This window comes from Sphingomonas aerophila (assembly GCF_014199305.1).
Classification (GTDB): domain Bacteria; phylum Pseudomonadota; class Alphaproteobacteria; order Sphingomonadales; family Sphingomonadaceae; genus Sphingomonas; species Sphingomonas aerophila.
In genome coordinates this window covers 127932-153398 of record NZ_JACIJK010000008.1, presented here as the reverse complement: position 1 = coordinate 153398, position 25467 = coordinate 127932, and the positions used below count along the sequence as shown (strand labels likewise).

The 25467-nt window shown below is 65.3% G+C and carries 27 protein-coding genes and 1 tRNA gene; 18 read left to right on the top strand and 10 right to left on the bottom strand.

Annotated features, from left to right (window positions below):
• Positions 1–110 precede the first annotated feature (110 nt).
• From FHS94_RS13785 to FHS94_RS13750, 8 genes are all read left to right on the top strand, one after another.
• Positions 111–467: a hypothetical protein gene (locus tag FHS94_RS13785; protein ID WP_184058816.1), complete on the top strand. Its 357-nt coding sequence runs from the start codon at positions 111–113 to the stop codon at positions 465–467.
• A 37-nt stretch (positions 468–504) separates the two neighbouring features.
• A complete protein-coding gene (locus FHS94_RS13780) occupies positions 505–675 on the top strand; it encodes a hypothetical protein (RefSeq protein WP_184058813.1) in 171 nt (56 codons plus the stop codon).
• Positions 672–1643 (top strand): aldo/keto reductase, encoded by a 972-nt coding sequence (locus FHS94_RS13775; RefSeq protein WP_184058811.1) that lies wholly within the window; start codon positions 672–674, stop codon positions 1641–1643. The genes FHS94_RS13780 and FHS94_RS13775 overlap by 4 nt, the downstream gene beginning before the upstream one ends.
• A gap of 93 nt (positions 1644–1736) precedes the next feature.
• Complete coding sequence (locus tag FHS94_RS13770; protein WP_184058808.1) at positions 1737–2831, top strand: CgeB family protein; 1095 nt, start codon at positions 1737–1739, stop codon at positions 2829–2831.
• Complete coding sequence (locus FHS94_RS13765) at positions 2831–3556, top strand: sugar phosphate nucleotidyltransferase (RefSeq protein ID WP_184058806.1); 726 nt, start codon at positions 2831–2833, stop codon at positions 3554–3556. The genes FHS94_RS13770 and FHS94_RS13765 overlap by 1 nt, the downstream gene beginning before the upstream one ends.
• Positions 3557–4035: 479 nt before the next feature.
• A complete protein-coding gene (locus FHS94_RS19805) occupies positions 4036–4464 on the top strand; it encodes a GNAT family N-acetyltransferase (protein ID WP_184058804.1) in 429 nt (142 codons plus the stop codon).
• 8 nt (positions 4465–4472) lie between these two features.
• Complete coding sequence (locus tag FHS94_RS13755) at positions 4473–5429, top strand: cation diffusion facilitator family transporter (RefSeq protein ID WP_184058802.1); 957 nt, start codon at positions 4473–4475, stop codon at positions 5427–5429.
• A gap of 61 nt (positions 5430–5490) precedes the next feature.
• Positions 5491–6171 carry a hypothetical protein gene (locus FHS94_RS13750; protein ID WP_184058800.1) on the top strand — a complete coding sequence of 227 codons (681 nt, stop codon included), beginning with the start codon at positions 5491–5493 and terminating at the stop codon, positions 6169–6171.
• Here FHS94_RS13750 and FHS94_RS13745 read toward each other — a convergent pair.
• Both FHS94_RS13745 and FHS94_RS13740 read right to left on the bottom strand, forming a co-directional pair.
• On the bottom strand, positions 6102–6695 hold the full coding sequence (locus FHS94_RS13745; protein WP_184058796.1) for a DUF4893 domain-containing protein: 594 nt from the start codon (positions 6693–6695) through the stop codon (positions 6102–6104). The genes FHS94_RS13750 and FHS94_RS13745 overlap by 70 nt on opposite strands.
• Entirely contained in the window at positions 6673–7458 is a 786-nt protein-coding gene (locus FHS94_RS13740; RefSeq protein WP_184058794.1) for a 3-hydroxybutyrate dehydrogenase, read from the bottom strand. Before FHS94_RS13740 ends, FHS94_RS13745 begins: the two co-directional genes overlap by 23 nt.
• 107 nt (positions 7459–7565) lie before the next feature.
• On the opposite strand from FHS94_RS13740, the gene ypfJ reads away from it, so the two are divergent.
• A complete protein-coding gene (gene ypfJ, locus FHS94_RS13735; protein ID WP_184058792.1) occupies positions 7566–8489 on the top strand; it encodes a KPN_02809 family neutral zinc metallopeptidase in 924 nt (307 codons plus the stop codon).
• 144 nt (positions 8490–8633) lie between these two features.
• On the opposite strand, the gene FHS94_RS13730 is transcribed toward ypfJ, so the two are convergent.
• Positions 8634–9806: a DUF2171 domain-containing protein gene (locus FHS94_RS13730; RefSeq protein ID WP_184058790.1), complete on the bottom strand. Its 1173-nt coding sequence runs from the start codon at positions 9804–9806 to the stop codon at positions 8634–8636.
• 227 nt (positions 9807–10033) lie between these two features.
• Here FHS94_RS13730 and FHS94_RS13725 point away from each other — a divergent pair.
• The 3 genes from FHS94_RS13725 (at position 10034) to FHS94_RS13715 (ending at position 11658) form a co-directional block, all read left to right on the top strand.
• A tRNA-Ala gene (locus FHS94_RS13725) sits at positions 10034–10109 on the top strand.
• Positions 10110–10159: 50 nt separating this feature from the next.
• Positions 10160–10927 carry an NUDIX hydrolase gene (locus FHS94_RS13720; protein WP_184058788.1) on the top strand — a complete coding sequence of 256 codons (768 nt, stop codon included), beginning with the start codon at positions 10160–10162 and terminating at the stop codon, positions 10925–10927.
• Positions 10927–11658 carry an extensin-like domain-containing protein gene (locus FHS94_RS13715; RefSeq protein WP_184058786.1) on the top strand — a complete coding sequence of 244 codons (732 nt, stop codon included), beginning with the start codon at positions 10927–10929 and terminating at the stop codon, positions 11656–11658. The genes FHS94_RS13720 and FHS94_RS13715 overlap by 1 nt, the downstream gene beginning before the upstream one ends.
• Here FHS94_RS13715 and FHS94_RS13710 read toward each other — a convergent pair.
• The 3 genes from FHS94_RS13710 to FHS94_RS13700 all read right to left on the bottom strand — a co-directional run bounded on the left by FHS94_RS13710 (position 11655) and on the right by FHS94_RS13700 (position 13579).
• Entirely contained in the window at positions 11655–12197 is a 543-nt protein-coding gene (locus FHS94_RS13710; RefSeq protein WP_425506187.1) for a hypothetical protein, read from the bottom strand. The two genes, FHS94_RS13715 and FHS94_RS13710, sit on opposite strands and share 4 nt — an antisense overlap.
• Before the next feature lie 222 nt (positions 12198–12419).
• On the bottom strand, positions 12420–12719 hold the full coding sequence (locus FHS94_RS13705) for a hypothetical protein (protein WP_184058781.1): 300 nt from the start codon (positions 12717–12719) through the stop codon (positions 12420–12422).
• Between the two features lie 113 nt (positions 12720–12832).
• Positions 12833–13579, bottom strand: coding sequence for a Bax inhibitor-1/YccA family protein (locus FHS94_RS13700; RefSeq protein ID WP_184058779.1), 747 nt, complete (start codon positions 13577–13579; stop codon positions 12833–12835).
• Between the two features lie 115 nt (positions 13580–13694).
• Here FHS94_RS13700 and thpR point away from each other — a divergent pair, with 115 nt between their 5' ends.
• Entirely contained in the window at positions 13695–14261 is a 567-nt protein-coding gene (gene thpR, locus FHS94_RS13695; protein WP_184058777.1) for an RNA 2',3'-cyclic phosphodiesterase, read from the top strand.
• A gap of 5 nt (positions 14262–14266) precedes the next feature.
• Positions 14267–14800: a superoxide dismutase family protein gene (locus FHS94_RS13690; protein ID WP_184058776.1), complete on the top strand. Its 534-nt coding sequence runs from the start codon at positions 14267–14269 to the stop codon at positions 14798–14800.
• 4 nt (positions 14801–14804) lie between these two features.
• On the opposite strand, the gene FHS94_RS13685 is transcribed toward FHS94_RS13690, so the two are convergent.
• Together FHS94_RS13685 and FHS94_RS13680 are read right to left on the bottom strand one after the other, a co-directional pair.
• Positions 14805–15494: a hypothetical protein gene (locus tag FHS94_RS13685; protein ID WP_184058775.1), complete on the bottom strand. Its 690-nt coding sequence runs from the start codon at positions 15492–15494 to the stop codon at positions 14805–14807.
• Positions 15464–16714 (bottom strand): TIGR04063 family PEP-CTERM/XrtA system glycosyltransferase, encoded by a 1251-nt coding sequence (locus tag FHS94_RS13680; protein WP_184058965.1) that lies wholly within the window; start codon positions 16712–16714, stop codon positions 15464–15466. Before FHS94_RS13680 ends, FHS94_RS13685 begins: the two co-directional genes overlap by 31 nt.
• 89 nt (positions 16715–16803) lie before the next feature.
• Here FHS94_RS13680 and FHS94_RS13675 point away from each other — a divergent pair, with 89 nt between their 5' ends.
• Both FHS94_RS13675 and FHS94_RS13670 read left to right on the top strand, forming a co-directional pair.
• On the top strand, positions 16804–16941 hold the full coding sequence (locus FHS94_RS13675; RefSeq protein WP_184058774.1) for a hypothetical protein: 138 nt from the start codon (positions 16804–16806) through the stop codon (positions 16939–16941).
• Positions 16934–18268 carry a putative O-glycosylation ligase, exosortase A system-associated gene (locus FHS94_RS13670; RefSeq protein ID WP_184058773.1) on the top strand — a complete coding sequence of 445 codons (1335 nt, stop codon included), beginning with the start codon at positions 16934–16936 and terminating at the stop codon, positions 18266–18268. Before FHS94_RS13675 ends, FHS94_RS13670 begins: the two co-directional genes overlap by 8 nt.
• A gap of 12 nt (positions 18269–18280) precedes the next feature.
• Here the strand turns inward: FHS94_RS13670 and FHS94_RS13665 are convergent, their stop codons facing one another.
• Positions 18281–20029 carry a hypothetical protein gene (locus FHS94_RS13665; protein ID WP_184058772.1) on the bottom strand — a complete coding sequence of 583 codons (1749 nt, stop codon included), beginning with the start codon at positions 20027–20029 and terminating at the stop codon, positions 18281–18283.
• Between the two features lie 84 nt (positions 20030–20113).
• Here FHS94_RS13665 and FHS94_RS13660 point away from each other — a divergent pair, with 84 nt between their 5' ends.
• Both FHS94_RS13660 and FHS94_RS13655 read left to right on the top strand, forming a co-directional pair.
• Positions 20114–21139: a DNA topoisomerase IB gene (locus tag FHS94_RS13660; RefSeq protein WP_184058771.1), complete on the top strand. Its 1026-nt coding sequence runs from the start codon at positions 20114–20116 to the stop codon at positions 21137–21139.
• A gap of 12 nt (positions 21140–21151) precedes the next feature.
• Positions 21152–22354 carry a mechanosensitive ion channel family protein gene (locus FHS94_RS13655; protein WP_184058770.1) on the top strand — a complete coding sequence of 401 codons (1203 nt, stop codon included), beginning with the start codon at positions 21152–21154 and terminating at the stop codon, positions 22352–22354.
• A gap of 53 nt (positions 22355–22407) precedes the next feature.
• On the opposite strand, the gene putA is transcribed toward FHS94_RS13655, so the two are convergent.
• Positions 22408–25416: a bifunctional proline dehydrogenase/L-glutamate gamma-semialdehyde dehydrogenase PutA gene (gene putA / locus FHS94_RS13650; RefSeq protein WP_184058769.1), complete on the bottom strand. Its 3009-nt coding sequence runs from the start codon at positions 25414–25416 to the stop codon at positions 22408–22410.
• Positions 25417–25467: the final 51 nt, after the last annotated feature.

The window sequence follows — 25467 nt, the reverse complement described above, 5'->3', positions numbered from 1 at the left end:
GAGATATAAAGATATCTTTATATGAGGTCAACGTGAACCGAAGCGGATGAATTGCGTTTAGGCCCGGATCGGCTGTTCGATACGGCCGCGTAATTAAGGGAGAGACGCTGATGAAGAAGTTCCTTGCCCCCGCCCTGGCCCTGGTTGCCGCGACCGGTCTCGCTGCGTGCAGCCAGAAGACCCAGGATCAGGCTGCCGCCACTGCGGACAATGCCGCCGCCGACACCGCCGCGACCACGGACAATGCCACCGATGACGTCGGTGCCGCAACCGACAACGCGCTCGACTCGGCTGAGCAGTCCACGGATGAAGCAGGCCGTTCCGTTTCCAATGGCGTGAACAACGCGGGCCGTTCGATCGAGAACGGCGCCGACAAGGCCGGTGCGGCTATCGGCAACGCCGCGGACAAGGCTGCGGACGCAACGGGCGGCGCGCTCGAGAAGGCAGGCAAGGCACTGAAGGATTGAGGTTGATCGGCGCAGCGGCCGGCGTCAGGCTGGCCGCATGCGCCGCATTGCTTCCTTTCTGATCCTGCTTGTTGTTGCAGGTTGTTCGGCCGGATCTGATGATCCGGCCGCTGTCACATCGGACCAGAATCGCCAACTGAACCAGGCCGCGGCGGAACTCGACACCAACGCCGCCGCGCCCTGGTCCGCTGAAAGCCCCACGCCATGACGATCAAGCCTCGCACCATCGGCAGCACCGATCTGCGGATCGCGCCGCTCGTACTCGGCGGCAACGTATTCGGCTGGACGGCGGACAAGGCGACCAGCTTCGCGGTCCTGGACGCGTTTGTGGAGCGGGCCTCGGCGGACGGGGGCGCGGTTATGATCGACACGGCCGACGTGTACTCCGCCTGGGTGCCCGGCCACCGCGGCGGCGAGTCCGAGAGCGTGATTGGTGAGTGGCTCCGCATGTCGGGACAGCGCGATCGGGTGTTGATTGCCACCAAGGTCGGCATGCTGCCGGGCGATGGCGGCGAAAAGCTCGCCCCGGCCCGTATCGCTTCTGCCTGCGATGCTTCGCTTGTGCGGCTGGGAGTCGACCGGATCGACCTGTACTACGCTCATCAGGATGACGATGCGGTGCCGCAGGAGGACTATCTTTCCGCGTTCGGCCAGTTGGTTCAGGCCGGCAAGGTAGGTGTGGTTGGTGCCTCGAACTTCAACGCGGCCCGGCTCGCCACCGCAGTCGAACTGGCCCGCAGCAACGGTGCCCTGCCGCGTTTCCAGGTTCTCCAGCCCGAGTACAATCTGGTAAGTCGCGGCGCGTTTGAGGGCGAGTTGCAGGACCTGTGCGTTCGCGAGAACATCGGGGTCCTGCCCTATTACGGTCTCGCTTCGGGGTTCCTGACCGGAAAGTATCGATCTTCGGACGACTTGGGCAAGAGCGTGCGCGGCGGACGCATGCAGGCGCTGCTCGACGGCAAGGGACCTGCGGTTCTGGGTGCAATGGATCGCGTATCGGCAGGAACAGGCGCCACCCTGGCCCAGATTGCCCTCGCCTGGCTCATGGCGCAGGATGGCGTCACCGCTCCCATCGCAAGCGCGACGTCCGTCGCCCAATTGCAGGACTTGTTGCCCGCGTTGACGCTGGAACTTAGCCCCGATCAGCTGGGTCAACTCACCCGAGCCGGTGCCTGATGGTGGCGTGAGAAGGTTGCGCGGCAGGAACGGGAGCGACACTGACTCGTTCTCACACCGCAACGAGACGAAGCCGAACGGAAAAGGGGACCCATGAAGCTTACCATCTTCGGCCTGACGGTAAGCTCGTCCTGGGGGAATGGTCACGCAACACTGTGGCGCGGACTGATACGCGCTCTTCACGCTCAGGGGCACGAGGTGGTGTTCGTCGAGCGAGACGTGCCCTGGTACGCCGAACATCGCGACCTGCACGACCTGCCGGGTGGCCGCCTGCTGCTTTACCGTGACTGGCAGGACGTTCTCGACCAGCGCGACCAACTGCTCGACGCAGACGCCGTCATGGTCACCTCCTATTGCCCTGACGCGATCGCAGCTACCCAACTGATCGAGGCGGTTGCAGGCGGCACCCGCGTATTCTACGACCTCGACACGCCCGTGACCCTAGCCGCTTTGGCCGCTCAAGGCAGTGTCGACTATTACCCGTCCGAAGGTCTGGGCGGTTTCGACCTTGTGCTCAGCTATACGGGCGGACCGGCACTCGACCAATTGACCGCGTTGGGCGCCCGGCAGGTTGCGCCGCTTTACGGTCATGTCGATCCGGACGCTCACCGGCCGGTAGCGCCGGTCGATGTGTATCGCGGGGACCTTTCCTACCTCGGCACCTATGCGGCGGATCGACAGCCGACGCTCGACCGGCTGTTCCTGCAACCGGCTGCTCGCGCCCCCGATCGCCGCTTCGTGCTGGGCGGGTCCAGTTATCCCGCCGATTTCGGCTGGCAGCCGAACATCTGGTACATGAACCACGTTGCACCGCCCGATCATCCGGGGTTCTTCTGCTCCTCACGGCTGACACTCAACGTCACCCGCGCCGACATGGCGGCAATGGGATGGTGCCCGTCGGGGCGCTTGTTTGAGGCGGCGGCGTGCGGCGTGCCGATCGTATCTGACGAATGGCCGGGGCTCGACAGCTTCTTCGCACCCGAAGAGGAAATCCTGATCGCTCGCACGGCGGAGGACACGCTGGCCGCGCTGGAACGGTCGGACGAAGAGCTTTCCCGCATTGCCCGCCACGCGCGCGAACGCGTACTGGCCGAGCACAGCAGCGCCTCAAGGGCCCGTGATCTGGTCCGCCTGATCGAAAAGCCCGTCTCGCGTGCGAGCACCCCTATGACGGCTGCCGCTGCCTGATGTGGGGGATCATTCCGGCGGCGGGTAACGGTACCCGGATCCAGCCGCTCGCGTTTTCCAAAGAACTGCTTCCGGTCGGCAGCCGCATCGACGCTGACGGCTGCGAACGTCCCAAGGCAGTCAGCGAATATCTTGTCGAGCGCATGGTTGCAGGGGGCGCCACCCGGATCTGCTTCGTGATCAGTCCCACCAAGTCGGACATGCTGCGCTACTATGGCGGCGGTGTTGGCGGCGTGTGCACCGCGTTTGTCGTGCAGCCGGCGGCGGGCGGCCTGTGCGATGCCATCTTCCGCGCAGCACCGTTGATCGCGCCAGATGAGCCGGTGCTGGTAGGCCTTCCCGACACGGTCTGGTTTCCGGCCGACGGGCTTGCCCAATTGCCTGACGACGAACTCGGCTTTCTCCTGTTCCCGGTCGACAAGCCCGAGTTGTTCGACGCGGTCGTGCTGGACGGAGACGACCGGGTTCAGGAGATCCAGGTCAAGCAGGCAGGGGCCCGGTCAAATTGGGTCTGGGGCGCCTTCAAGATGCCCGGGCGTGTCTTTCACGAGCTTCATCAGCTGTGGCAAAAGCCTGATCGGCGGGACGAATATATCGGAACGCTGGTCAACGCATGGCTGGACCTCGGCAACAGCGCGCGCGGGGTGCGGGCCGGCACCAGCTATGTCGACGTCGGAACGCTTGGCGGATACCGATCCGCCATCGGCCTGCTCGCGTCCGACTGACGATGGCGTCGCCCACCGACGAGCAACTGCGCGAGTCGGCCAAGCACCGCGGCCTGAAGCTACTGAAGTCCCGCCGTCGAAAGCCCGGCGGCGACTTCGGCCTTTATGGCCTTGCCGATAGCCAGGGCACGCCTGTGTTCGGCTCCAGCGACGACGGCCTTACTGCCACAGCCGAAGACATCGCCGCCTGTCTGCGCCGAGGGGATGCCGCCACATGGGCGAGCTCGGTGGAAACGACGACCGACAGCATACGCCCGGCGAAGCGGCCCGCGACCGAGCCTGAAGATGACGTCGAGCCAGCGATAGGGCCGCGACCCCGGCGCCGACCCACAGGCGGTCCCGCGCCGGTTGCGAAGAGTCGACCCAAGGAGCGGCAAGAACCTGGACCGAAGCCGAGAGCACCCTCGTCTCCCGCCCGCGCCGATCCCGCTCCGTCACCTCCGCCGGCGCCGCCGCCCGCTCGCGCCCGACCGCCACTGGTGGTTCGTCCCGCCACTCGCGCAGATGCGGACGCGCTCTCTCGCCTTGTGCCCGGCACCGATGCCGCGGCGATCGCAGAACGTATCGCGACCGCGACGACGCTGGGCGAGCCCGTGTTCGTGGCCGACGAGGGCGGAGTGATCGGCTGCCTCGCCTGGCACGTCATGCCAACGCTCCAGCATGGCCCGATCGCCCGCGTCACGTTTCTCGCCGTCGCCAGCGATCAGCAGCGGCGCGGGATCGGACGCCGTCTGATCGATCACGTCGCTGATGTCGCGCAAACCCGCGACCTCGCAGCGATCGAAGTGATGAGTGACATAACCATCAGCAGCGCTCACGGCTTCTTCCGTCGCCTCGGCTTTGCGCAGACCAGCTATCGTTTCGCCCGGGCACCGCAAGCGGACCGATCAGTGACGCCGGACGTATAGGCAGGCACATGGCCGACATCATCAAGAACGTCCGCGAAAACATCGTCCTCTACGGCGCCCTCGCTGCCAATCTCGGCATCGGTGTCGCCAAGTTCGTGGCGGCCGGCATCACTGGGTCCTCGTCCATGCTGACCGAGGGCGTGCACAGCTGCGTCGACAGCGGCAACCAGATCCTGCTGCTCTATGGGCAAAAGCGCGCCAAGCGCCCGCCGGATGCCGCCCACCCCTTCGGTTACGGGCGCGAGTTGTACTTCTGGGCCTTTGTGGTCGCGATCCTCATCTTCGCAGTAGGTGCCGGCGTGTCGGTGTATGAAGGCATCGCCCACATCAACCAACCCGAGGAACTGAAAAGCGCCACGGTGAACTACGTCGTGCTGGGCATTTCCGCGCTTCTGGAGGGTTCAAGCTGGACAATAGCCGTGAGGGAGTTTGGCAAGAGCAAGGGCGACAGGGGCTGGTGGCAGTCGATCCATCGTTCGAAGGACCCGGCGGGGTTCATCGTGCTGTTCGAGGACTCGGCTGCCCTGGCGGGGCTGGCGATTGCGGCAGTCGGTGTCTGGGCCAGCCACCACTTCAACGACCCACGGATCGACGGTTATGCCTCCATCGCGATCGGAGCGGTGCTGGCGGCGGTGGCCGTGCTCCTCGCGCGAGAGGCGAAGGGCTTGCTGATCGGGGAGCGTGCCGATCCACAGGTCATCGAAACCGTCAGGGATCGGATCGCGGCCCATCCGGCAGTGACGGCCGTAAATCACGTTCGCACGATACACACCGCCCCCGACAGCATCTTCGTGGCCGTCAGCGCCGACTTCCGGGATGCCCTGACGATGGGTGAAGGCGAGGCGCTGATCGAGGAAATAGAGACGTCGCTGAAGGCGGAACTGCCGCAGCTAAGCTCGATCTACATCCGTCCTGAGAAGCGCGAGAACGCGACCAAGGTTGCTCCGTATGCCGCGCCTGCATGAACCGCGGGCGGGCGCTCCTCGGCCCTTCAAGGAAATCACGGCTTGCAGTATGAAACAGGCAATGCGTTCCCTCCTTCGTCTGGCTCTTGCCGCCCTGCTTTGCCTGGGCGTTGCTCTTCCGGCTCAGGCAGCGGTGACGATCACCTTCTGGAGCCATGAGCTCGGCAACAGCTTCCCGCACACTTTCTTCACGCTCCGTGGGACGCCCGACGCGGGTGGAGCGCCGGTTGACGTGAACTACGGGTTCACCGCAAAGTCGGTCAGTCCGGCATTGCTGTTCGGCACCGTGCCCGGCCGACTAGATATTGCCAAGCCGGGCTATATGCGAGGAAGCGATGCGCAGTTCTCGGTGACCCTGACGGATGCGCAGTACACGCAGATGCAGGCACTGATCGCGGCTTGGGACGACAAGACCGGGGACGGCCGTTACAACCTCAACAATCGCAACTGCATCCACTTCATCAAGGAAGCGGCACGGATCGCGGGGCTGACCGGACTCGACCAGCCAAAGCTGATGAAGAAGCCGCGTTCGTACCTTCAGGCAGTTGCAGAGGCGAACAAGGGCCGCGTTTTTCCGGTGAACCTGCACGGCGACAAGTATCTTCAGTCGCTGACGCCCGTTTCGGTGGCGCCGCAGGTCCAGACCGTAACGACAATCGCATCGGCACCGGGTCAGCCGGTCGAGGCCGCGTCGTCGCCAACGATCTCCACCACGTCCAGCACGGCGCCAAAGCCCGAATAGGGCAGCACCATTCGCCAACGGGCGGGCCCGATCCGCTCGACCAGCCCTGGCACATCGCGCCGCGCGTCCCGGCCATAGATCATCGGGCGCCGCTCGCCCGGGTAGGTCCAGGTTCCAAGAAACACTGCACGGGCGTCGGTGTCCGGGTAGATTGTCCCGTCCGGCCGCTGCCCTTCACCCGCGACGCTCAGGACCCCTCCCCCCCGCTCCGCGGGCGCGATCCGGCACCTTAGCCAAGCCTGCGCGACGGGCTCGCCGCGGTCGAACCGCCACCGTCGACACCGGAACAGCCCTGCCGGCGGAGTGGCGCCAGCAAGCGCCACGTCGGGGTTGAACAAGGGATCACTCCCGGGGCCGGGACTGACCATGGCCGCTGTCCAGGCCGCCCTCCATTGTCGCAAGCGGTCTCGATCCGTACGCGTCGCAACACGCCGCCAGTCTATCGCCTGTGAAACGGCCGGAGCCGCGGCGGCGAGCAGCAGCGCCAGCGCCGCTGTGCGGTCAGGCCGCAGTCCAGCCTCCATCCATCGACAGGTTGGCGCCGGTAATGGCCGCGGCCTCATCCCTGCACAGGAACAACGCCAGTGCGGCGACCTGCTCCGGCGTGACGAATGCCTTGGTGGGCTGCGCGGCGAGCAGCACATCGTTCATCACCTGCTCGCGAGTCAGGCCACGCGCACGCATCGTGTCAGGGATCTGGTTCTCGACCAGCTGCGTCCAGACATAGCCTGGGGAGATCAGATTGGCGGTGATGCCGTTCTGCGCCACCTCCAGCGCCACCGCCTTGGTCAGGCCCGCCAGGCCGTGCTTGGCCGCGACGTACGCGGACTTGTTCGGGCTCGCGACCAGCGAGTGCGCCGATCCAGTCGAGATAATACGTCCCCAGCCGCGCCGCTTCATCCCCGGTATGGCCGCGCGCATGACGTGAAAGGCGGAGCTCAGGTTGATCGCGATGATCGCGTCCCACTTGTCGGTCGGGAAGTCAGCCACCGGAGCGACATGCTGGATCCCCGCATTGTTGATCACGATGTCGACGCTGCCCAGCTCACGCTCCGCCCGATCGACCATCGCCGAAACCTCATCCGGGCGAGTCATGTCGGCCGGGTCGTACAGGGCGGAGGCGCCGCTCACGTCGGCAATCTCCGTGCGGATCCGCTCGATCGCGGCAGGATCGCCAAAGCCGTTCAGCACCACGGCAGCGCCCTCTCCGGCGAGCGCGCGGGCGTAGGCGAGGCCGATTCCGGACGTGGAGCCGGTGATCACCGCGGTGCGGCCCTTCAGTAACATGGCCTTCTCCTTTACCGATCCATGGCGTTGCGACCGAGCCGGTGCAACCGTCCTAGGTCGCCAAGCATTTCGCTTCCGTTCCTTTTCTGTAACGGGAGTGCCCGCCGATGCGGCTCGACGATTTTGATCCGAACATCGACGTTGGCGACCAGGGTAACCGCGGCGGTGGCGGCGGCTTTGGTTTCGGCGGCGGAGGTGGCGGCGGCGGGCTGTTGTTCAGCCTGTTGCCGCTGATCGGCAGCCGATTTGGCTGCGGCGGCATCGTGGTCGTCCTGCTCCTGCTCGCCGTTTTTGGCGGGTTGGGGAATCTGGGCGGCATGATCGGTGGCGGGGGCAGCGGCGTGCCCGTCACCCAATCGGCGCCACAGGATCGCGGCAGTGCCACCACGGTCTGCCGTGAAAACGCGGAACAGCTTGCCGCCTGCAACGCCTTCAGCTCGGCGCAAAAAACGTGGGCCGCGGTGTTCGCCAATCAGGGCCAGCGATTCCAGGCGCCTGGATTGCGGTTCTTCGACCAGAACGGCCAATCGGGATGTGGCGCTGCGCAGGCGGCGATGGGCCCATTCTATTGCCCTACAGACCAGCGCATCTACCTCGACACCAGCTTCTTCAACGAACTCGCCACCCGCTTTAGGGCCTCGGGCGATTTCGCGCAGGATTACGTGATCGCGCATGAGTTCGGGCACCACATCCAGAACCTGCTCGGCACGTCCGATCAGGTTCAGCGCATCCAGCGCTCCTCGTCGGAGCGTGAGGGCAACGCTGCCTCCGTGCGGCTGGAGCTTCAGGCGGACTGCTATGCTGGCGTTTGGGCGGCGCAAAACCGTGATCGACTCGACCCGGGCGACGTGCAGGAAGGCATGACCGCAGCCCAGGCAATCGGTGATGACACACTCCAGAAGCAGTCGAGCGGTCGCGTGATGCCCGACAGCTTCACACACGGTACCTCTGCTCAGCGACAGCACTGGCTGCAAGTGGGGCTCGAGACCGGCGACCCTGCCCGCTGCGACACGTTCAACAATCCGATCTGATCGAACACAGGAAGTGCGATAAAGGACTCGAGCGGCGACGTTCGGGCCCTTTCTAACTCTGTGCGCGAGCCGCCGCCTGATCGTGCTGACGCGAAGAAAATGGGGCCGAGCATCTCTGCCCGGCCCCGCCTTCCACATATCGAGTCAGAAGGTGCCGGAGAAGCTCCGGTTCAGGTCGGTGCGGCCCTCACCAGCCGTGCTCGACGCACTGGTCTGGCCCGATGGCTCACCCTGACCGGAATCCCTACCCTGACCGGATGAACTCGCCTGACTGGCAGATGCGGCCCGGCCGGCGCTATAGCCACCCTGCTGGTGACGGTCGCCGAGGATCGCACTGCTGTTCTCCTCGTCGCGCCAATGGTTCTTGGCCTCCTGCGCCGTCTTGGTCAGCGTGACCTTGTCATCGACGGAGGCGATCCAGCGCGACGGGACCGAATGGTGTCGACCACCTGCGTCCGCGTCGCTCTTGGTCAAAATCAAGCGGTCGTCGCGGTTCTTGTCCACCGTGCCGACATGCTCGCCGTCACTGCCGACCACCTCCATGTGCTCGGTTACCTTGCTCAGCAGGTCGCGTTGCCCCTGACGTGCGGTGCGCCACGCTGCGAACTCCGATTGAAAGCGCTGCCGGTTTTCCTCGCGATATTCCTGGTAATCGCGGTCGAACGCGTCAATCTGGCCGCGGCGCCACTCGTGATAATGGCTGTCCCCATCATCATTGAAGCGCTGTGACTGGCGTTGCTCATCCATGCGCGCATCGCGCTCACGCCGGCGCTCCGCTTCGTCGTCACCGAACCAGGAGCGAACCTCGTCACCGGCCCGGTTCAGGAACCCGCGCTCTTCATAATCATAGCCCTGCGGCTGGCGCCCATAGTCGTTACGCCCGCTCGTCTGACCGAGCCGGTGGTCGTCATCGTCGCGGTCACGATGCCGGCCGGCACTCTCGAACCGCCTGCCGTCGCCGGCATAGCTGCCGTAGTATTCGTTACCAGAGCGATCCTGCTGGTAGCCGCGGTCGCGACCATAGTCGGACCCGCCGCCGCCGCGCTGGCCGAAGCCTGCCTGGCCATAATTGCCCTGACCGCTATGGTCCTGGCGATAGCGGCCCTGCGTTGAACCGCGCTGGCCATAACGGTCGCCGCCCGCGTCGCGGTTGCGATCCGCATCCCGGCCGAGCTGGCCCGCAGCCTGATAGCTGCGCGCGCTGGAGTAGCTGTCGTGGCGCCCCGAGCCGTAATCGCGGGCATAGTCGCCGGCGTCATCACGGCCATGATAATCGTCCTGCGGACTGGTGCTTCGGGGGTAACGGTCGTCGCTCATAAGAACCTCCGTTGGTTGCTCCTGCGGGGCCCCGGCTCGTCACATGCAAGCTGGTTGCCTCAGATCAAAAAAGGTCTGGCATGGGCGATGGTTCCTGCCGCGCACTGGCCCGCAAGCAGCCTGTCGCAGCGCTGCTCCTTCTGGACTGAGAGCCAGGTATTTCGGTTGTTGCCAGTGCATGCATGCAGGGCTAAGGCATCGCTCCCGGCGATCGCCGGGCAGGGCGCGGGGCCGTAGCTCAGATGGGAGAGCGCTGCAATCGCACTGCAGAGGTCAGGGGTTCGATTCCCCTCGGCTCCACCACGCCCGCCGTTGACCACTGATCCATCGACCTTTCTGATCGTTCAGTCGTGGTGACAGCCACCGCCTCTCCCGCCATTCCTGCCGCAACGTTGATCATTCTGCGCGATGGCGTCGATGAAAGCGCGCCCGAACTGCTGATGTTGGAGCGCGCCCGCGCCATGGCGTTTGCGGGCGGCGCGCTTGTGTTTCCGGGCGGGCGTATCGATCCCGGTGACCGGAAACTGGCCGAGCTTGTGGCTCCGCATGATCCGGACGAAAGCGCCGCCCGCATTGCTGCGATCCGCGAAACCATCGAGGAGGCGGGACTGCCGATCGGCCTCTCACCCTCGCCCTCGCCCGAACAACTCAAGGTCCTGCGCGCGGCGCTGCACGCGGGAAAGCCCTTCGCCCGGGCACTGGCTATAGCCGGTTGCACCCTGGAGCTTGACGCAGTGGAGCCGTTCGCTCGGTGGCTGCCCGATCACCGGCCGGTCCGCATCTTCGACACACGCTTCTATCTCGCCCGCCTGCCCGCTTCGGCGCCCGTGGCCAGTGTCGATGCAACGGAGAACGTAACATTGTTCTGGGCCAGCGCTGCATCCGTGCTCGCCGACGCAGATGCGGGACGGGCCACGCTGATCTTCCCCACACGGCGCACGCTGGAGCGGCTGGCGCTCTATCCAGATTACGAAAGCGCTGTCGCAGATGCCCGCGCCCACCCGATCCGCACGATTACGCCCTGGATCGAAGAGCGGGACGGCGGGACCTTTCTTTGTATCCCCGATGACCTCGGCTTCCCGATCACTGCCGAGCGGCTGGACGCGGCGCAGCGCGGCTGATGCGCTGGATCCGACGTGTCGCCGGCTCGATCGTGTTTGGTGGAGCAGCGTTGGCGATCGTGCTTGCCCTTTTTGCCCTGGGACGAGCGCGGCCCCAGGATCTGCCCTGGACACCGCTCGACCTCTCTGTCCCGGTTGGATTGTTCACCGGACACAAGATTGCCGGGCTTTCCGACGACCTTTCCGCGTGTCGCGCCGTGCTGGACCGGGCCGGCGTGCGCTATCGGGTACTCCCATCCCGGCGCGACAGCGGTACCTGCGGCTATGACAACGCCGTGCGCTTTGGTGGGGGCGGGTCGCGGCGGATCGCTTACAGTCCGGCGACGGCGGGCGTGTCCTGCCCCGTTGCAGCCGGCCTGTCCGCATGGGAATGGAATGTCGTCCAGCCCGCCGCACAGCGCATCTTTGGCAAGAAAGTGGTCAGTGTAGAACACTTTGGAAGCTATAGCTGCCGCCGCCTATACGGGCGCGACCAGGGCGCGTGGAGCGAACATGCGAGCGCCAATGCAATCGACATAGCCGCCTTCCGCTTGGCCGGCGGGGAGCGGATCACCGTCGCCCGTGACTGGCGTGGCGGCGGGCACAAGGCAGCTTTCCTTCGCGCGGTTCGCGACGGGGCCTGTGACCTGTTCGCGACCGTGTTGTCGCCGGACTACAATGCCGCCCACCACGACCATCTTCACCTGGACCAGGCTGCGCGTGGCGCGGCCGTCTGGCGCGCCTGCCGCTAGTGAGGCAGCGCAGCGCCAGGTTCGACCTTCTCCACCCAATGGGGGAAAAAGGATGGCTGGCGGTTGGACCAGCCCGATGCCGTCGCGGCAGCCTCGCTGATCGACTGCAACAACCGCCGGCGCAGATCGGGGTGGAGGTGGGGCAAGGCCGCAGCCGCGCAGAACGCTGCCGGCAGCCAAGGGCGCACCTCTGCGCCGACTAGTCGCTCATACAGGAACCGTACCGCCGAAAAGGTGGTCAGTCGCCCCTGCCCAAGGTCGAAGGCCACCAGCGAGATCAGGGGCGCCAGGAACGGCTCAATCGCGCCAAGGCCGCTGTCGTCAGGGACTGCTTCGCGCAACTCGGGCAGGTGAACGTAAAGCTTCGCCTGTGCACGGATGCTTGCCGCTTCAACCACATCGCGCGACCAGCGCCGCATGGCATCGTCGCGGTCCAGCCCGATATCCAGGCTTCTGCGGATGTAGCGCTGGGTCGCTGCGGCAAAGCCAGCGAATTCCTTCATTTCGGCCAGCGTCATCACGCCTTCGGCCTGTTTCATCCTGGATCCCATGTCGCTCACCCCGCCCGGTTGACCGATGCCTGTGTACGCCAGGATGGTTAACGCCGCCCTTAACGTCTCGTCGTCTGCCTTTCAGGCATTGGGCCAGAAATGTGAGTGCAGCGCAACATTGTCGCCGACACAAAACACCCGGCGACCAACTTGGATCGCCGGGTGCGACACTTACGCAACAATGTGGCAGCGGTGTTTCAGGACAGGGCGTTAATCAGCGCTGTCGGAACGCTGCCGCTCAGCCTCTGCATCGTAGCCGGACGAAAGCGGCGGCTCGGAGCCGTGCGCCGGCTGGGTGGTGGACGGCGGATCACTAGCGTCCATGCTTTCATCCAGCGCATTGTCGAGCTGGGCGTCCGAATTTTCCGGGTTCTTTTCAAGACGCTTGGTGATCGAGCGGTCCTGGCCAGCATCCTGGCGCGGGTCACGTTCCTGATTACCCGCATTTGGCGCAACCGACATGCTGTCGAGTGCGCCCTGGTCGATGCTGTTGCCGTCATTGGCGGACATGGGTGAACTCCTTCGTTGCGGGAGGAGAACGGCCCGCAAGCTCACGCGTTCCGCACAAGCGAAAGGCCCGGCAGTCTCCCGCCGGGCCCCATTTGTCAGTCAGGTCGTCCCAATCAGTTGCGCTGCGAACCGAACAAACGCAGCACGAAAAGGAACATGTTGATGAAGTCGAGGTACAGGCTCAGCGCCGACATGATGACCACGCGCTTTTCGTCCTGCGTTCCGCGCACATGATCATACATGCTCTTGGTACGCTGGGTGTCGTAAGCGGTCAGGCCCGCGAACAACAGCACGCCGACGATCGAGATCACCGGGTTCAGCGCCGGCACCCAGATCGCGACGATGCTGGCCACCAGAATGCCGATAACACCAACCAGCAGGAAGGTTGCCAACGGCGACAGGTCACGCTTGGTGGTGTAGCCGTACAGGCTCAGCCCGGCGAACCCCGCGGCGGTCGCGAAGAACGCACCGGCGATCGACGCATCTGTATAACGAATGAAGATCGTCGACAGCGACAAGCCCATCAGGACCGCATAGGACCAGAACAGCGCCTGCAGCGTGCCGGTCTGCATCCGGCCCTGGCCAAAGCTCATCGCGAAAACGATGCCGATCGGCGCCAGCATCACTACCCAGCCGAGCAGGTTTGGGCCGCCCGTCGCCGGGTTGAACAGCACCGACATGTAGCCGCTGTTGGCAAAGCCGAGCGCGACGATACCCGTCAGCAGAACGGCCGATGCCATGTAGTTATAGACGGACAGCATGTAGGAACGAAGACCCGCATCGAACGCGGTGCTCCGCGCACGATCGGCCGTCGCGCCGAAGGGCGCGGAGGTCGGCCGAGGATCAGACCAATTAGCCATGGCGAACAAAGCTCCTTTTCCGGCATAGGGCCGGATAGGTCGAATATCGGTCTTTGGCCGACGTGTTTCAAGCGAATCCGGGGCCATGCCGGCCCAGCAACATTTGGTTACGAACATGCCCCGACTTTTTGTCGCCCTGCGTCCGCCTCCTGTGATCCGCGATCGGCTGGCCGACCTGGCGGAGGGTGTGGAGGATGCTCGCTGGCAGGATGACGAGCAACTGCACGTGACCCTTCGCTTCATTGGAGAAGTCGACAGGCCGGTCGCAGAGGATGTCGCCGCCTGCCTCGCCGCGGTGCACGCACCGGCACCGCTGGTCCGCCTGTCGGGCGTCGGGGCCTTTCGTGGGCGCGGGGCGGGCGCGCAGCTATGGGCGGGCCTGGCGCCTGCCGAACCCCTGCGCCACCTCCATGCGAAGGTGGAACAGGCCTGCGTCCGAGCAGGCCTTGCGCCCGAGCGGCGCACTTATCTGCCGCACATTACCGTTGCACGACTTCATCGGCGTGCAGCCGAAGCTCCTGCCGTGGACCAATGGCTCGTCGAGCATGCCGCGTTGTCGAGCGAGTCGTTTCCCTTCGCACACCTGATCCTGTACCAGAGCTTTCTTGGCCGTGAGGGCGCGCGCTATGAGCCGGTGGAGCGCTGGCCGTTGGCGTCGCCTGTCGGCAGCGAAGGGGAGTGATGTCGATGCCGACCAAGCCGTTTCTTGTTGCAGGGGCTATGCTGGCGATTGCCGGATGCGCTCACAAAGAGCCCGTGACCGGCACGTCGGTCGAAGGTGGCGCACGCGCGGTCGCCACTCTGGCCACTGCTACTGGCACCCCCGCCGGCCGCGCCACGGTGACGGAGGTTGCGGGCGGGTTGCGCTATACCATCGAGGTTGAAGGGCTGCCGGCCGGAACGCATGGCGCCCATGTTCACACCGTGGGCCGGTGTGACGCTCCGGATTTTGCCAGCGCGGGTGGCCACTGGAACCCGACCGCGGCCAAGCACGGCAGCATGAATCCCGCGGGTCCGCATGAAGGCGATCTGCCCAACCTGATCATCGGAACGGATGGCCGGGGCACGTTGGGCGCGACAGTGGCGGGCGGCACCTTGGCAGGCCTGCTAGATGTAGACGGCGCGGCCATGATGGTGCACGCCGGTGCGGATGACCTGATGACCGATCCGTCGGGCAACAGCGGCGGCAGAATCGCGTGTGGGGTGTTCCGCCCCGCCTGACGGATCAGCCGCGGACTGCGCGCCGCTGTGCGCCCTGTTCCAGTCGCCGGATCAATTGGTCGAGAGTCGGGCGGGAGAAGGTTCCTTCCGCCCGAACCGGCGCCTCACTTCCAAAGCGGACCACCGGGGTGAGTTCGAACGCGTCCATTCGCTCGCCCGGCGCCAAGCTAGGCGCGCCGGGAAGCGGCCTGATCGTCGCCGCGGGGATCGCGGCGGGGTCGAAGCTCGCCAGGGGCGTGTCGAGGTCCGCCGGTATCGTACGCTCGACCTGCGGTGCCGGACGCGGCTGTGCGGCAGCCACCTCCATCAATGGTGTGCCCAGGTCTGCGGCCGACATCGGCCGACGTGGCGGCGCGTCGGGATGAGCGTCCGCACGACGCACGACCGGGATATCGGTCAGGCGGTTGCCCCGAGGCGCCAGGAACCCTCCCGGTCCCCAGGCGAGGTACAGCGCCGCCCAGGATACCGCAGCTGCACCTGCTCCCCCGGCCAGCGCCAGGATCGCTCTCGCGGTGGTCGCAAGCGGCGGTTCGGCTGCGGGCACCAAAGCCGTTATTCCACTGGTCCAGACGAGGCTTTCCAGCAGGGCGTCGGGCATCAGGGCGAATGCACCCGCGCCGATGACGGCGGCGACGCCGGCACCTGTTGTCGGGATCGAGCCAGTCAGGCCCTGGAAACGGGGAAACGCGACCATGATACATCCGTGGCTGCAGCTCGAACGAGCCGTTGGTAAAGCGGTTCGTAACGTGAAACGTTGAACGACCAGTTACGTTCGAGATCAACAAAAGCGCGGGCGCGGGCCCGGCGCGGCTGCCATTCGCTCTTGTTCTCGAGCAGGTCCGCCAGGGCTGTGGCGATCGCCGCGGGATCGTCGGCGCGAAAAAGCGTGCCTGTCTCACCGTCGCGAACCAGTTCCCGATGACCACCAACGTCGGACGCAGCGACAAGCCGGCCCTGCGCCATGGCTTCCAACGGCTTCAGCGGCGTGACCAGGTCTGTTAGCCGCATCCGTTTGCGCGGATAGGCGAGCACATCAACCAAGCCGTAATAGCGCTCGACGCTGGCGTGCGGCACGCGCCCGCAGAAGTGGATCCGGCCGGCGACAGGAGAGGCCGCAGCCTGCTTTCTGAGCTCCACCTCCATCGGGCCACCACCCACCAGCAACAGCTGTGCCGCGGGACGCCTTGCGATCAGGGCGGGCATGGCGGCGATCAGATCGTCCAAACCTTCATAATCGTAGAAGCTGCCAATGAAGCCGATCACCTCGGCTTCGTCGAGTCCCAGCTTTGCGGCCAGTGCCTCGTCCCGCGGCGGCGGCGCCCCGAACAGGGTCATGTCCACGCCGTTGGGCGAGATCAGCACGGCATCGGGATTGATCCCGCGGGCAAGCAGATCAGTCCTCAACCCTTCACAGATAACCGCGACGCCATCGGCCCGCCGCACGGCCCAGCTCTCCAGCGCCCGCGTCGCGCGATAGCGTAGCGAGCCCTCCCGGCCGGTGCCGTTGCCAACGGCCGCGTCCTCCCAGAACGCGCGGATTTCGTACACGAGCGGCAATCCACGCCGCCGCGCTACCAACAGCGCGGCGAGCGCTCCCAGCACCGGCGAGTGGGCGTGCAGGATATCGGGCCGGAACTCTGCGACCGCCGCGTCGATGCGGCGAGCAAGGCGCGCGACACCGCCCAGCTCGCCGAGCGCACCCTTGGGCAGCGACCCTGGGGTGCGGTGAAAGGTGATGCCGTCGACGACCTCCGCAGCGGCACTGCTGGTCGGACCTGCCTCATTCTGCCGCGGGCCCGTGACGGCGGCGACCTGCCAGCCGCGCGCCTCTTGAGCCTTCAGGATCGCACGGGTGCGGAAGGTATAGCCGCTTTGAATAGGCAGGCCGTGGTCCAGGACATGAAGAATGCGCATCGCGAGGCGTGTCATGGCACCGCGGGCTTAACGGCGCGTCAACCGCCCTTCCCTATACGGCCACTCATGCCTTGGGTGCTCGCTCCCTCATGATCGACAACCTCACGATCCTGCTCACCCATGGGCTGATGCTGATCGCTGCCTGGCGGTTGCTGAAGCGCCCCGATCTGGACCGTGAGGGGCCGCCGATCAGGCGCGGCATCGATCGGGGCCGCCGCGATGCATGACCTGTTCCTGATCGGGTTTTTGTTCACGTTATTCGTGCTGGGGCTCGCGCGTCCGTTCCTGATGGTCTGCGCCTATGTCTACATCGATGTCGTTTCACCGCAGCAGCTGACCTATTGGCTACTCAACACGCTCTCGATCTCGATGATCGCCGGCGCCGGCGCGCTCGGGTTGTGGCTAGTTGCAGACGACAAGAAAGACGCCCGGGTCGCGCCGCGCCAAGTACTGATTATTCTCCTGATCGGCATCTGCGGATACACTACCGCGCATGCCGATTTCCCGGCCGAGGCAAAGGAAACCTGGGATTACATCTGGAAAGCGCTGATGTTCGCCGCCTTCCTGCCACTCACGCTCCGCACGAAGCTGCGGATCGAAACGCTCCTTCTGTTCATGGTGCTCTCGGCCGCCACGATCATCATCGTCGGCGGTGTGAAAACGGTGCTGTCGGGCGGCGGATATGGTGAGCTAAACCTAATGGTCACGAACAATTCGGGGTTGTACGAGGGAAGCACCATCTCCGCCGTCGCGATCGCGATCATCCCGGTGATCCTGTGGTTCACGCGATACGGCACGATCTTCCCACCCGACCGGCGTGTGAAGGCCTTTGCCTATGCGCTGTGTTTTGCCTGCGTGCTAATCCCGATCGGCACGTCGGCACGCACAGGGCTGCTGTGCATCGGCCTGCTCGGCATACTGATGTGGATCCGCTCACGCCACAAGCTGCTCTTCGCCGGCATGGCGGTTGCGCTCGGGCTTTCGGCCGTGCCCTTCCTGCCGACGGCGTACACGGAGCGGATGAACACCATAAAGACCTATGACGCCGACGAGTCCGCCTCGACCCGCCTCGCGGTTTGGGCCTGGACGCTAGATTACGCGAAGACCCATCCGATGGGCGGCGGCTTCCTGGCGTTCAAGCAGAACAAGCTGCGGATGCTGATCAGCGACGGTGCTGGCGGTACCCGGGTCAGCACGGATGAGGCACGCGCCTGGCACAGCGCGTACTTCCAGATGTTGGGCGAACAGGGCTATCTCGGCCTTCTTGTCTGGCTGGCGATCAACCTGGGCGGCCTGTGGCGCATGGAGGTGCTTCGGCGCCGATACCGCGATCCGGAAAGCGCCAACGCCTGGGCAGGATCGCTGGCCCTTGCCTTGCAGACCGCGCACCTCGTCTACCTGCTCGGCGCGGCATTCGTCGGCATCGCGCTGCAACCGTTCGTGTTCATGCTGATCGGGGCGCAGATCGGACTGGACACCTATCTTGCGCGCAAGGCGGAGGAACAGACAGGTAATCTGGGCGTCACGCGAAAGCCCCGCCCCGCCCTCGCCTGATAGGCCCGGCCTTTAGCGTTTCAGATTGCTGCCAAGCTTTGCCGCCAGATACTCAAGGCACGCAATCCGCCGCCACAGGCCGCCGTCGTTGATACGCGCCACGTCGAAATAGTCCCGCATCACCGGGAAGTTCAGGTCGATGACCCGACCCATATACTCGGGCGACAGCAGCCCGCCATGTTCATCCATCATGCGCCCGCGCCGCCGCTTCACCAGGTAGGTGCGCTCACGAACCCAAGCCGGCCGGTAGCGGGTGGCGGCTTCCTCCAATCGGTAGCGCCAGCCCGGCGCGCCGTCGAACGCGTGACCATAGCCCGATTTGTGCCGTGCCAGTGCCGGGTCGATCGCGTCGATCAGCATCGCCTGGAACCGGCCGTCATATTTCAGCGCAATGGGAATTCGCATCGCCTCTGCCACCAGTCCGGGATCGGCAAAGGTCAACCCATAGGGCCCGTGGCGCGCTTCGGCGGTCATCTCCCACCGGAACAGCGCAGGAATGCGCACGCGCATGAACGCTTGCTCGATCCGGCTCCGCGCCAATGGCTCGTCCCGATCATCGGAACCAAGCCCGGCGGCGAACTTGTCGGCGATCCGACGCCGATACGCGCCAGCGTCGAACGGCGGCAGAGCGTCACTCGGCAGGAAGCGCGAGGAAAAGGCGCGGGCCAGTGTCCATGCCGACATGGGCCGGTTCGGCAGCATGAAGAAGTCGCGAAATATCTCGCCGCCGCCGCCTGACACCGCCAGGGAGCCGCGCGCGTGTCGCGCATCGCGGGCCGCGGCATTGACGCCATTGTCGAACAGGTTCCCGAAGTTTGGAAGTCCGTCCAGATCGTTGAAATTGAACTCGACCTGCTCTGCGAAGGCATCGGGCGCGATCGGGTCCGACTGCTTGTCCGTCCACTCGACGGCAAAGCCTTCTGCCGCGCCGATCGCTTGCGCCACCCGCACGTCAGCACCGCCGCGCGGGCCATAGACATAGACGCGCGGCTTGGCCCCGGCCGCCCGCAGCGCGGCAAGCATCAGTCGCGAGTCGAAGCCCGCCGACAACGGGCAATTTATGTCATCGCCGAATCTCCTGCCGAAGCTGTCCGCCACGCGCATGACCTGATCGCGGCTACGCCGGATCAGCTCCGCAGCCGGCAGTTCCTCACCCCGAGGTTCGATCAGGTCTTTGCGAAGAGCGTGCGACTCCACGCCGGTCGGCGTCAGCTCGACGCACCGATCGGGCCCGAGCATCTTGAGCTGGGCAAAGGCAGTGTCGGTGCCCATCGTGCAAACGCCAAAGGCCCACTCGTACAGTCCCTGCGGGTCGAAGGTGACCCGCGGCAGCGCACGTAGTGCCGACAGCAGTGAGGTGGAAAAGACACGGTCGTCAACATCATGAAACAGCTGAAAGACGCCGAAATAATCGCCAAGGATGAAGGTGCGTCCAGCCCGCCGGACAAGCGCCACGAACTGCCCGCCGACCCGGCTCCAGTCTGGCGCAGGCGTCATGCCCGGTTCCAGCAAACGCTCCAGCGCCGCCTGCCCGATCAGTCCGTCGACGATCGGCATGCCCGCAACGGCGGCCAGGTCATCGCCCCGGCGCAGCAGGGTGTCGGGTCCTCCCAACCGTGGACGACCATGCAGCGCCTGCCACCCGTCCATATCGATGGCATCGACTACTGAATGGCCGTGCGCGGCGAACTGCTGGCGCGCCTCTGCAATCGCGGCTTCCGCAAAGCCTGGATCGCGCGTGGAAACAACGAACAACGACATGGCGTGAACATGCGCCCTTCGCCGTTAAGATTTCGCCCGGTGCCTTGCCGGAACGAACTCACGCGCCTGTGCATTGCTCCCGTCATGGCCACCAAGATCGTGTATTCGGACGACTCAAAGCCCGGGATCACCCGTAAAAAGGTGCGCAATGGCTGGGGTTACTGGTCCCCCAAGGGCGAGCGGATCACCGATCGGGAGGAGATCGAGCGCTTGAACGCGATCGGCCTGCCGCCCGCTTACACGAACGCCTGGTTCAACCCCAAGCCGAACGGGCACATCCAGGCTGTCGGATGGGATGAGAAAGGTCGCAAGCAATACCGCTACCATGCCGGCTTTCGAGAAGCACAAGAGGCCGCAAAATACGAGAAGTGCGCCGCGTTCGGGCATGCGCTTCCCAAGATCAGGAAGCAGGTCGAGGAAGACCTCGCCAAGCGCACCCTCGATAAGGATCACGCGGTGGCAGCGGTGATCCGCCTGCTCGACATCGGCCACCTTCGCGTCGGCAACGAAGCGTATGTCGAAGCGAACCAGAGCTACGGCGCGACCACCTTGCGCGAAGAACATGCGCAGGTACGCGGCGACACGCTGCGGCTGCGCTTCAAGGGAAAGTCCGGCAAGGAGCGTGACTGCAAAGTCGTCGATAAGTCTCTCGCCCGTACGGTCAAGAAAATGTACGATCTGGATGAGGAGCACCTGTTCTCCTGGGTCGACGAGCAGGGGGAAGCGCACCCGGTCAGCTCTTCCGACGTCAACGAATACATTCACCGCGTGGCGGGCGAGGAGTTCAGCGCCAAGCACTTCCGGACCTGGGGGGCGAGCGTCACCGCATTTGAGGCATTGGCCACAGCGGAAAAGGACCTGAACATGAAGGCGCTGTTGGTGCCGGTCACTGAACGGCTCGGCAACACGCCCGCGATCGCGCGCAAGAGCTATGTTCACCCCTCCCTGCTCGAGTTGGTCAAGAAGGGTCAGTCCGCCTTTCGCGCCGCGCTGCGCCTGCCGCGGTCGGCACGTTACCTCAGCCGAGAGGAGCGCGGCCTGATCGCGTTTCTCGAAAGCCTGGCGCCGTCCGAGGCACCTGTCCTGGAGCAAGTCGCCAAGGCGGCGTGAGAACCTTCGTACATGTCCACCAAAAACGTTACCGCTCCGCGTGAACCGCTGATCAAACCGGACGGCATCCAGCAACAACTCTCCAGCCTGACGCACGAAAGCGTACAATGGCTGCGCTTTCACTGGCTGCAGATCCTGATCGCCTTTGCCGTGGGGGCCGCCATCGTGCTGGCGCTTCATGCAGCCCGGCGCCTGGGGGCGCGGCTGTGCCGGCGGGACAAGAGCGGCACGGGGTGGCTGACCATCGTGGGCCGGGCGATTTCGCGCACCAACACCTTCTTCATGGTGATGCTCGCGGCCAAGCTGGTGGTCGGCTATGCGGGCGCGCCGGAACAGGTTTCGAAGACTGTCAATTTCCTCTGGATCGTTGCATCGGTCTTTCAGTTCGCAACCTGGGCGCGCGAGGTGATCCTGGGCGCGATCGAACACCGGACCCAGTCAGAACATTACGCGGGCGAGGCGTTGCTCAGCGCCATGGGCCTGATCCGCCTGCTGGTGACATTCGCCCTGTTCGCGATCGCCTTCGTGGTCGTGCTCGACAATCTGGGCGTCAACGTCACCGGCCTGGTCGCGGGATTGGGCGTCGGCGGCATCGCGATCGGTCTCGCCGCACAGGGCATTTTTGCCGACCTGTTCGCAGCGCTGGCCATCATCTTCGACAGGCCGTTCCGGCGAGGCGACAGCGTCACATATGACACCGCGTCGGGAACGGTCGAGAATATTGGCCTGAAATCGACCCGCATCCGGGGCATCGACGGCGAAGAGCGGATCATCTCGAACAAGAACCTGCTCGACAAGGAAATCCTGAACAACACGCTGCGCAACCATCGCCGCGCGCGCTTCGCGATCGGCGTGGCTTACGAGACCCCGCAGGAGTCGCTGGAAAGTCTTCCGGCTCTGCTGAAGGAGATCGTCGAGGGCGAAAAGCTGACGTTTGTGCGGGCGGGCTTCACCGGGTTTGGCGCATCAACGCTCGATTTTGAGGTGCAGTTCGACTCCGACGGTCCCGATTACGCCAGCTTCTATAACGGCCGAACCCGGGTGGGCATGGCGATCCTGCGCCGTTTCAACGAACAGGGCATCAACCTGCCCTTCCCGATCCAGACCAACTACACCGCCGCCCCCGATGGCAAGCTGGTGATGCCCTATCCCGCCGAAACGCCGGCGCTGGGCGCAACGGCTGGTAGCTCAACCGAGCCGGCACGCCAGGCCTGAGCCGGGGTTCAGGGCGGATCAACCGCCGTCCTGAACCCCGCGATCAGCCCCGGTCAGATGCCGCCTTCATTCAGGCTCAGCAACGACGCGTTGCCGCCTGCGCTGGTCGTGTCGACCGACACGGCACGCTCGGCAACGAAGCGGTACAGATAGTGCGGACCACCCGCTTTGGGACCCGTCCCTGACAGCCCCTCGCCCCCAAAAGGCTGGCTACCGACCACCGCACCGATCATCGACCGGTTCACATACAGATTGCCGACCCGCGCCTCAGCCTCGACCACTTCGCCGGCGCGGGCGATGCGGCTGTGCAGCCCCATGGTGAGGCCGAACCCCTTGGCGTTGACGCGGCGCACCGTCTCACTGAGCTCACCCGCCTTCCACGTTGCGACATGGAGCAGAGGGCCGAACCATTCCTGCTTCAGGTCGTCGATGCCGCCAAGACGGATCAGCGTCGGCGGCACGAACAACCCCTCTGCCGGGACGTCGACCGTCTTGACCCAGCGATCCCGCACGCTTTCGCGAAAGGTCATCAGCCGATCATAGGCGGCCCGATCAACGACTGGCCCCACATCGTTGGCGGGATCACCCGGATCGCCGACACGCAGCGTGTCCATCGCGCCCGCCAACATCGCCAGGACGCCCTCAGCGACATCCTCCTGCACCAGCAACAATCGCAACGCCGAACAGCGCTGCCCGGCAGATCGGAACGCGCTGGTGATCACGTCCGCCACGACCTGTTCGGGCAGAGCGGTGGAGTCGACGATCATGGCGTTGATCCCGCCCGTCTCCGCGATCAATGGCACGATCGGACGCTCGTCATCGGCCAGCAACGTCCGCGCGATCCGCTTGGCCGTGCCGGTGGAGCCGGTGAAGGCAACGCCGGCAATTCGGACATCTTCCATCAGCGCCTGTCCGATCTCCGGCCCGCCCGGCACCAGCACCAGCGCGTCACTCGGCACGCCGGCCTTGTGTGCCAGCTCGACTGCGCGGGCCGCGATGGCCGGGGTTTGTGGCGCGGGCTTCGCAACCACGGTGTTACCGGTCACCAGCGCAGCAACGGTCTGGCCCAGAAAAATCGCGAGCGGGAAGTTCCAAGGCGCAATCGTCGCCCAGACGCCGCGTCCGTCAAGGTGCAGCGTGTTACGTTCCCCGGTCGGGCCTGGTAGCTCTATCGGCTGAAGGCCCTGCCGCGCCTGGCGCGCGTAATAGCGACAGAAATCGGCAGCCTCGCGCACTTCGCCGATCGCGTCCGGGATCGACTTGCGCGCTTCCTGGACGCAGATCGCCATCAGGCGGTCGCGGTCCTCCTCCAGCAGGTCGGCCAGCCGCTCAATCGTGGCGGCACGCTCATCGACGGGCGTTGCGGCCCAGGCCGGAAGAGCCGCCCGTGTGCGCGACACCGCTTCGCCCACAATTTGCCGGTCCGTCTTGTCGGTTCGCCTCCCTGCCGTGCCCGGGTCAGCACCGGGTCGCACATCTAAAGGTGCGTTCACCACCGCCACGGTTCGGGCCAGCACGCCCCGGTCGCTCAGGTCCAGACCCTCGCTGTTACGGTGGCCGTCCGGTCCGAACAGGTCGCGCGGAAGCGGAATGGAGGGGTGACGCGCGCCGCCGACCGCTGCGATCTTCGCGACCGGATCGGCAAGGATGTCCTTCTCGCTCAGCCGTTCGTCCGCCAACTGATGCACAAAGCTGGAGTTGGCGCCATTCTCCAGCAGGCGCCGCACCAAATACGCCAGCAGGTCGCGGTGCCCACCTACCGGGGCGTACACGCGGCAGTGATAGCCGTGATCCTGCACCAGCCGTTCGTACAGACCGTCGCCCATACCGTGCAGCCGCTGGAACTCGAAGTCGCGACGGTTGCCTGCCCATTCGACGATCGTCGCCACCGTCAACGCGTTATGGCTGGCAAAGGCAGGGCGGATGTTCGGCGCGTCCAGCATGTCTCGCGACACCGCAAGATAGCTTACGTCCGTTGCCGCCTTTCGCGTGAACAACGGGTAGTCGGGCAGACCCTCTACCTGGGTGCGCTTGATCTCGCTGTCCCAATAGGCGCCCTTGACCAGCCGCACGTTCATGACCCGGCCAAGCTCGCTCGCCCAGGCAACCACCGGCCGCGCTCGCTTTCCATAGGCCTGCACCGCCATGCCGAACCCATCCCAGCCCTTCAGGCTGGGCAGCGCGGCGACGCTGCCGATGATGTCCAGGCTCATCTCCAGCCGCTCGGATTCCTCTGCGTCGACCGTCAGCGGAATGTTCTTCGCCGCCGCTCGGATCGCCAGCGCCTCCAGCATTTCCGTCAGGGCCGGCACGCACTCGTTCCAGCGTGCGACCTCATAACGCGGGTGCAGCGCCGAAAGCTTCACCGATACCGAATGGCCCGCAGCGGCGTCGCTGCCCACCGCATCGATCGCGCCCTCATAGGCCCGGAAGTAGCGCTCGGCATCTTCCTGCGTCCGCGCCGCTTCGCCCAGCATGTCGAAGCTGGCAGTGAAGCCGCGATGCTCGGGCCGCTTCATACGGCGCATCGCCTCGTCGATTGTGCGGCCCATGACGAAGATCTCGCCCATCATCTTCATTGCCGCACCGACCGTCGAACGCACGAACGGCTCGCCGGCACGCTGGATCAGGCGCTTCAATGGCCCGGAAGGCCCCTCGCCGACCAGCACGCGTCCGATCACCAGGCCCCAGGTCGCGGTGTTGACCAGCTTGGAATTGGACTGGCCGGCATGGGCCCGCCAATCGGCCTCCCCCAGCTTGTCGGCGATCAACAGATCAGCGGTCTCAGGGTCCGGCACCCGCAGGAACGCTTCCGCCAGGCTGAGCAGCGCGACCCCTTCCGACGAGTTCAGCCGATACTCCTGCAGGAATTGGTTCACCCAACCCTTGCCCTGCGCGGCGCGGAGTTCGCCGAGCAGGCCGGACGCGGTACCCAGCACCCGGTCACGCGAATCGCGGCTTAGCGCGGCACGATCCAAAAGCGGCTTTAGAACGTCGGGTTCGCTCGCGCGGTACAGGCGAGCCATGGTTTCGCGAGGGTTGGACGCTACGGCGGTGGCCATCTTTGATCTTTCGGTCGGTGACAGGCTTGCGATGTTGGTGAGCCCGTGCTC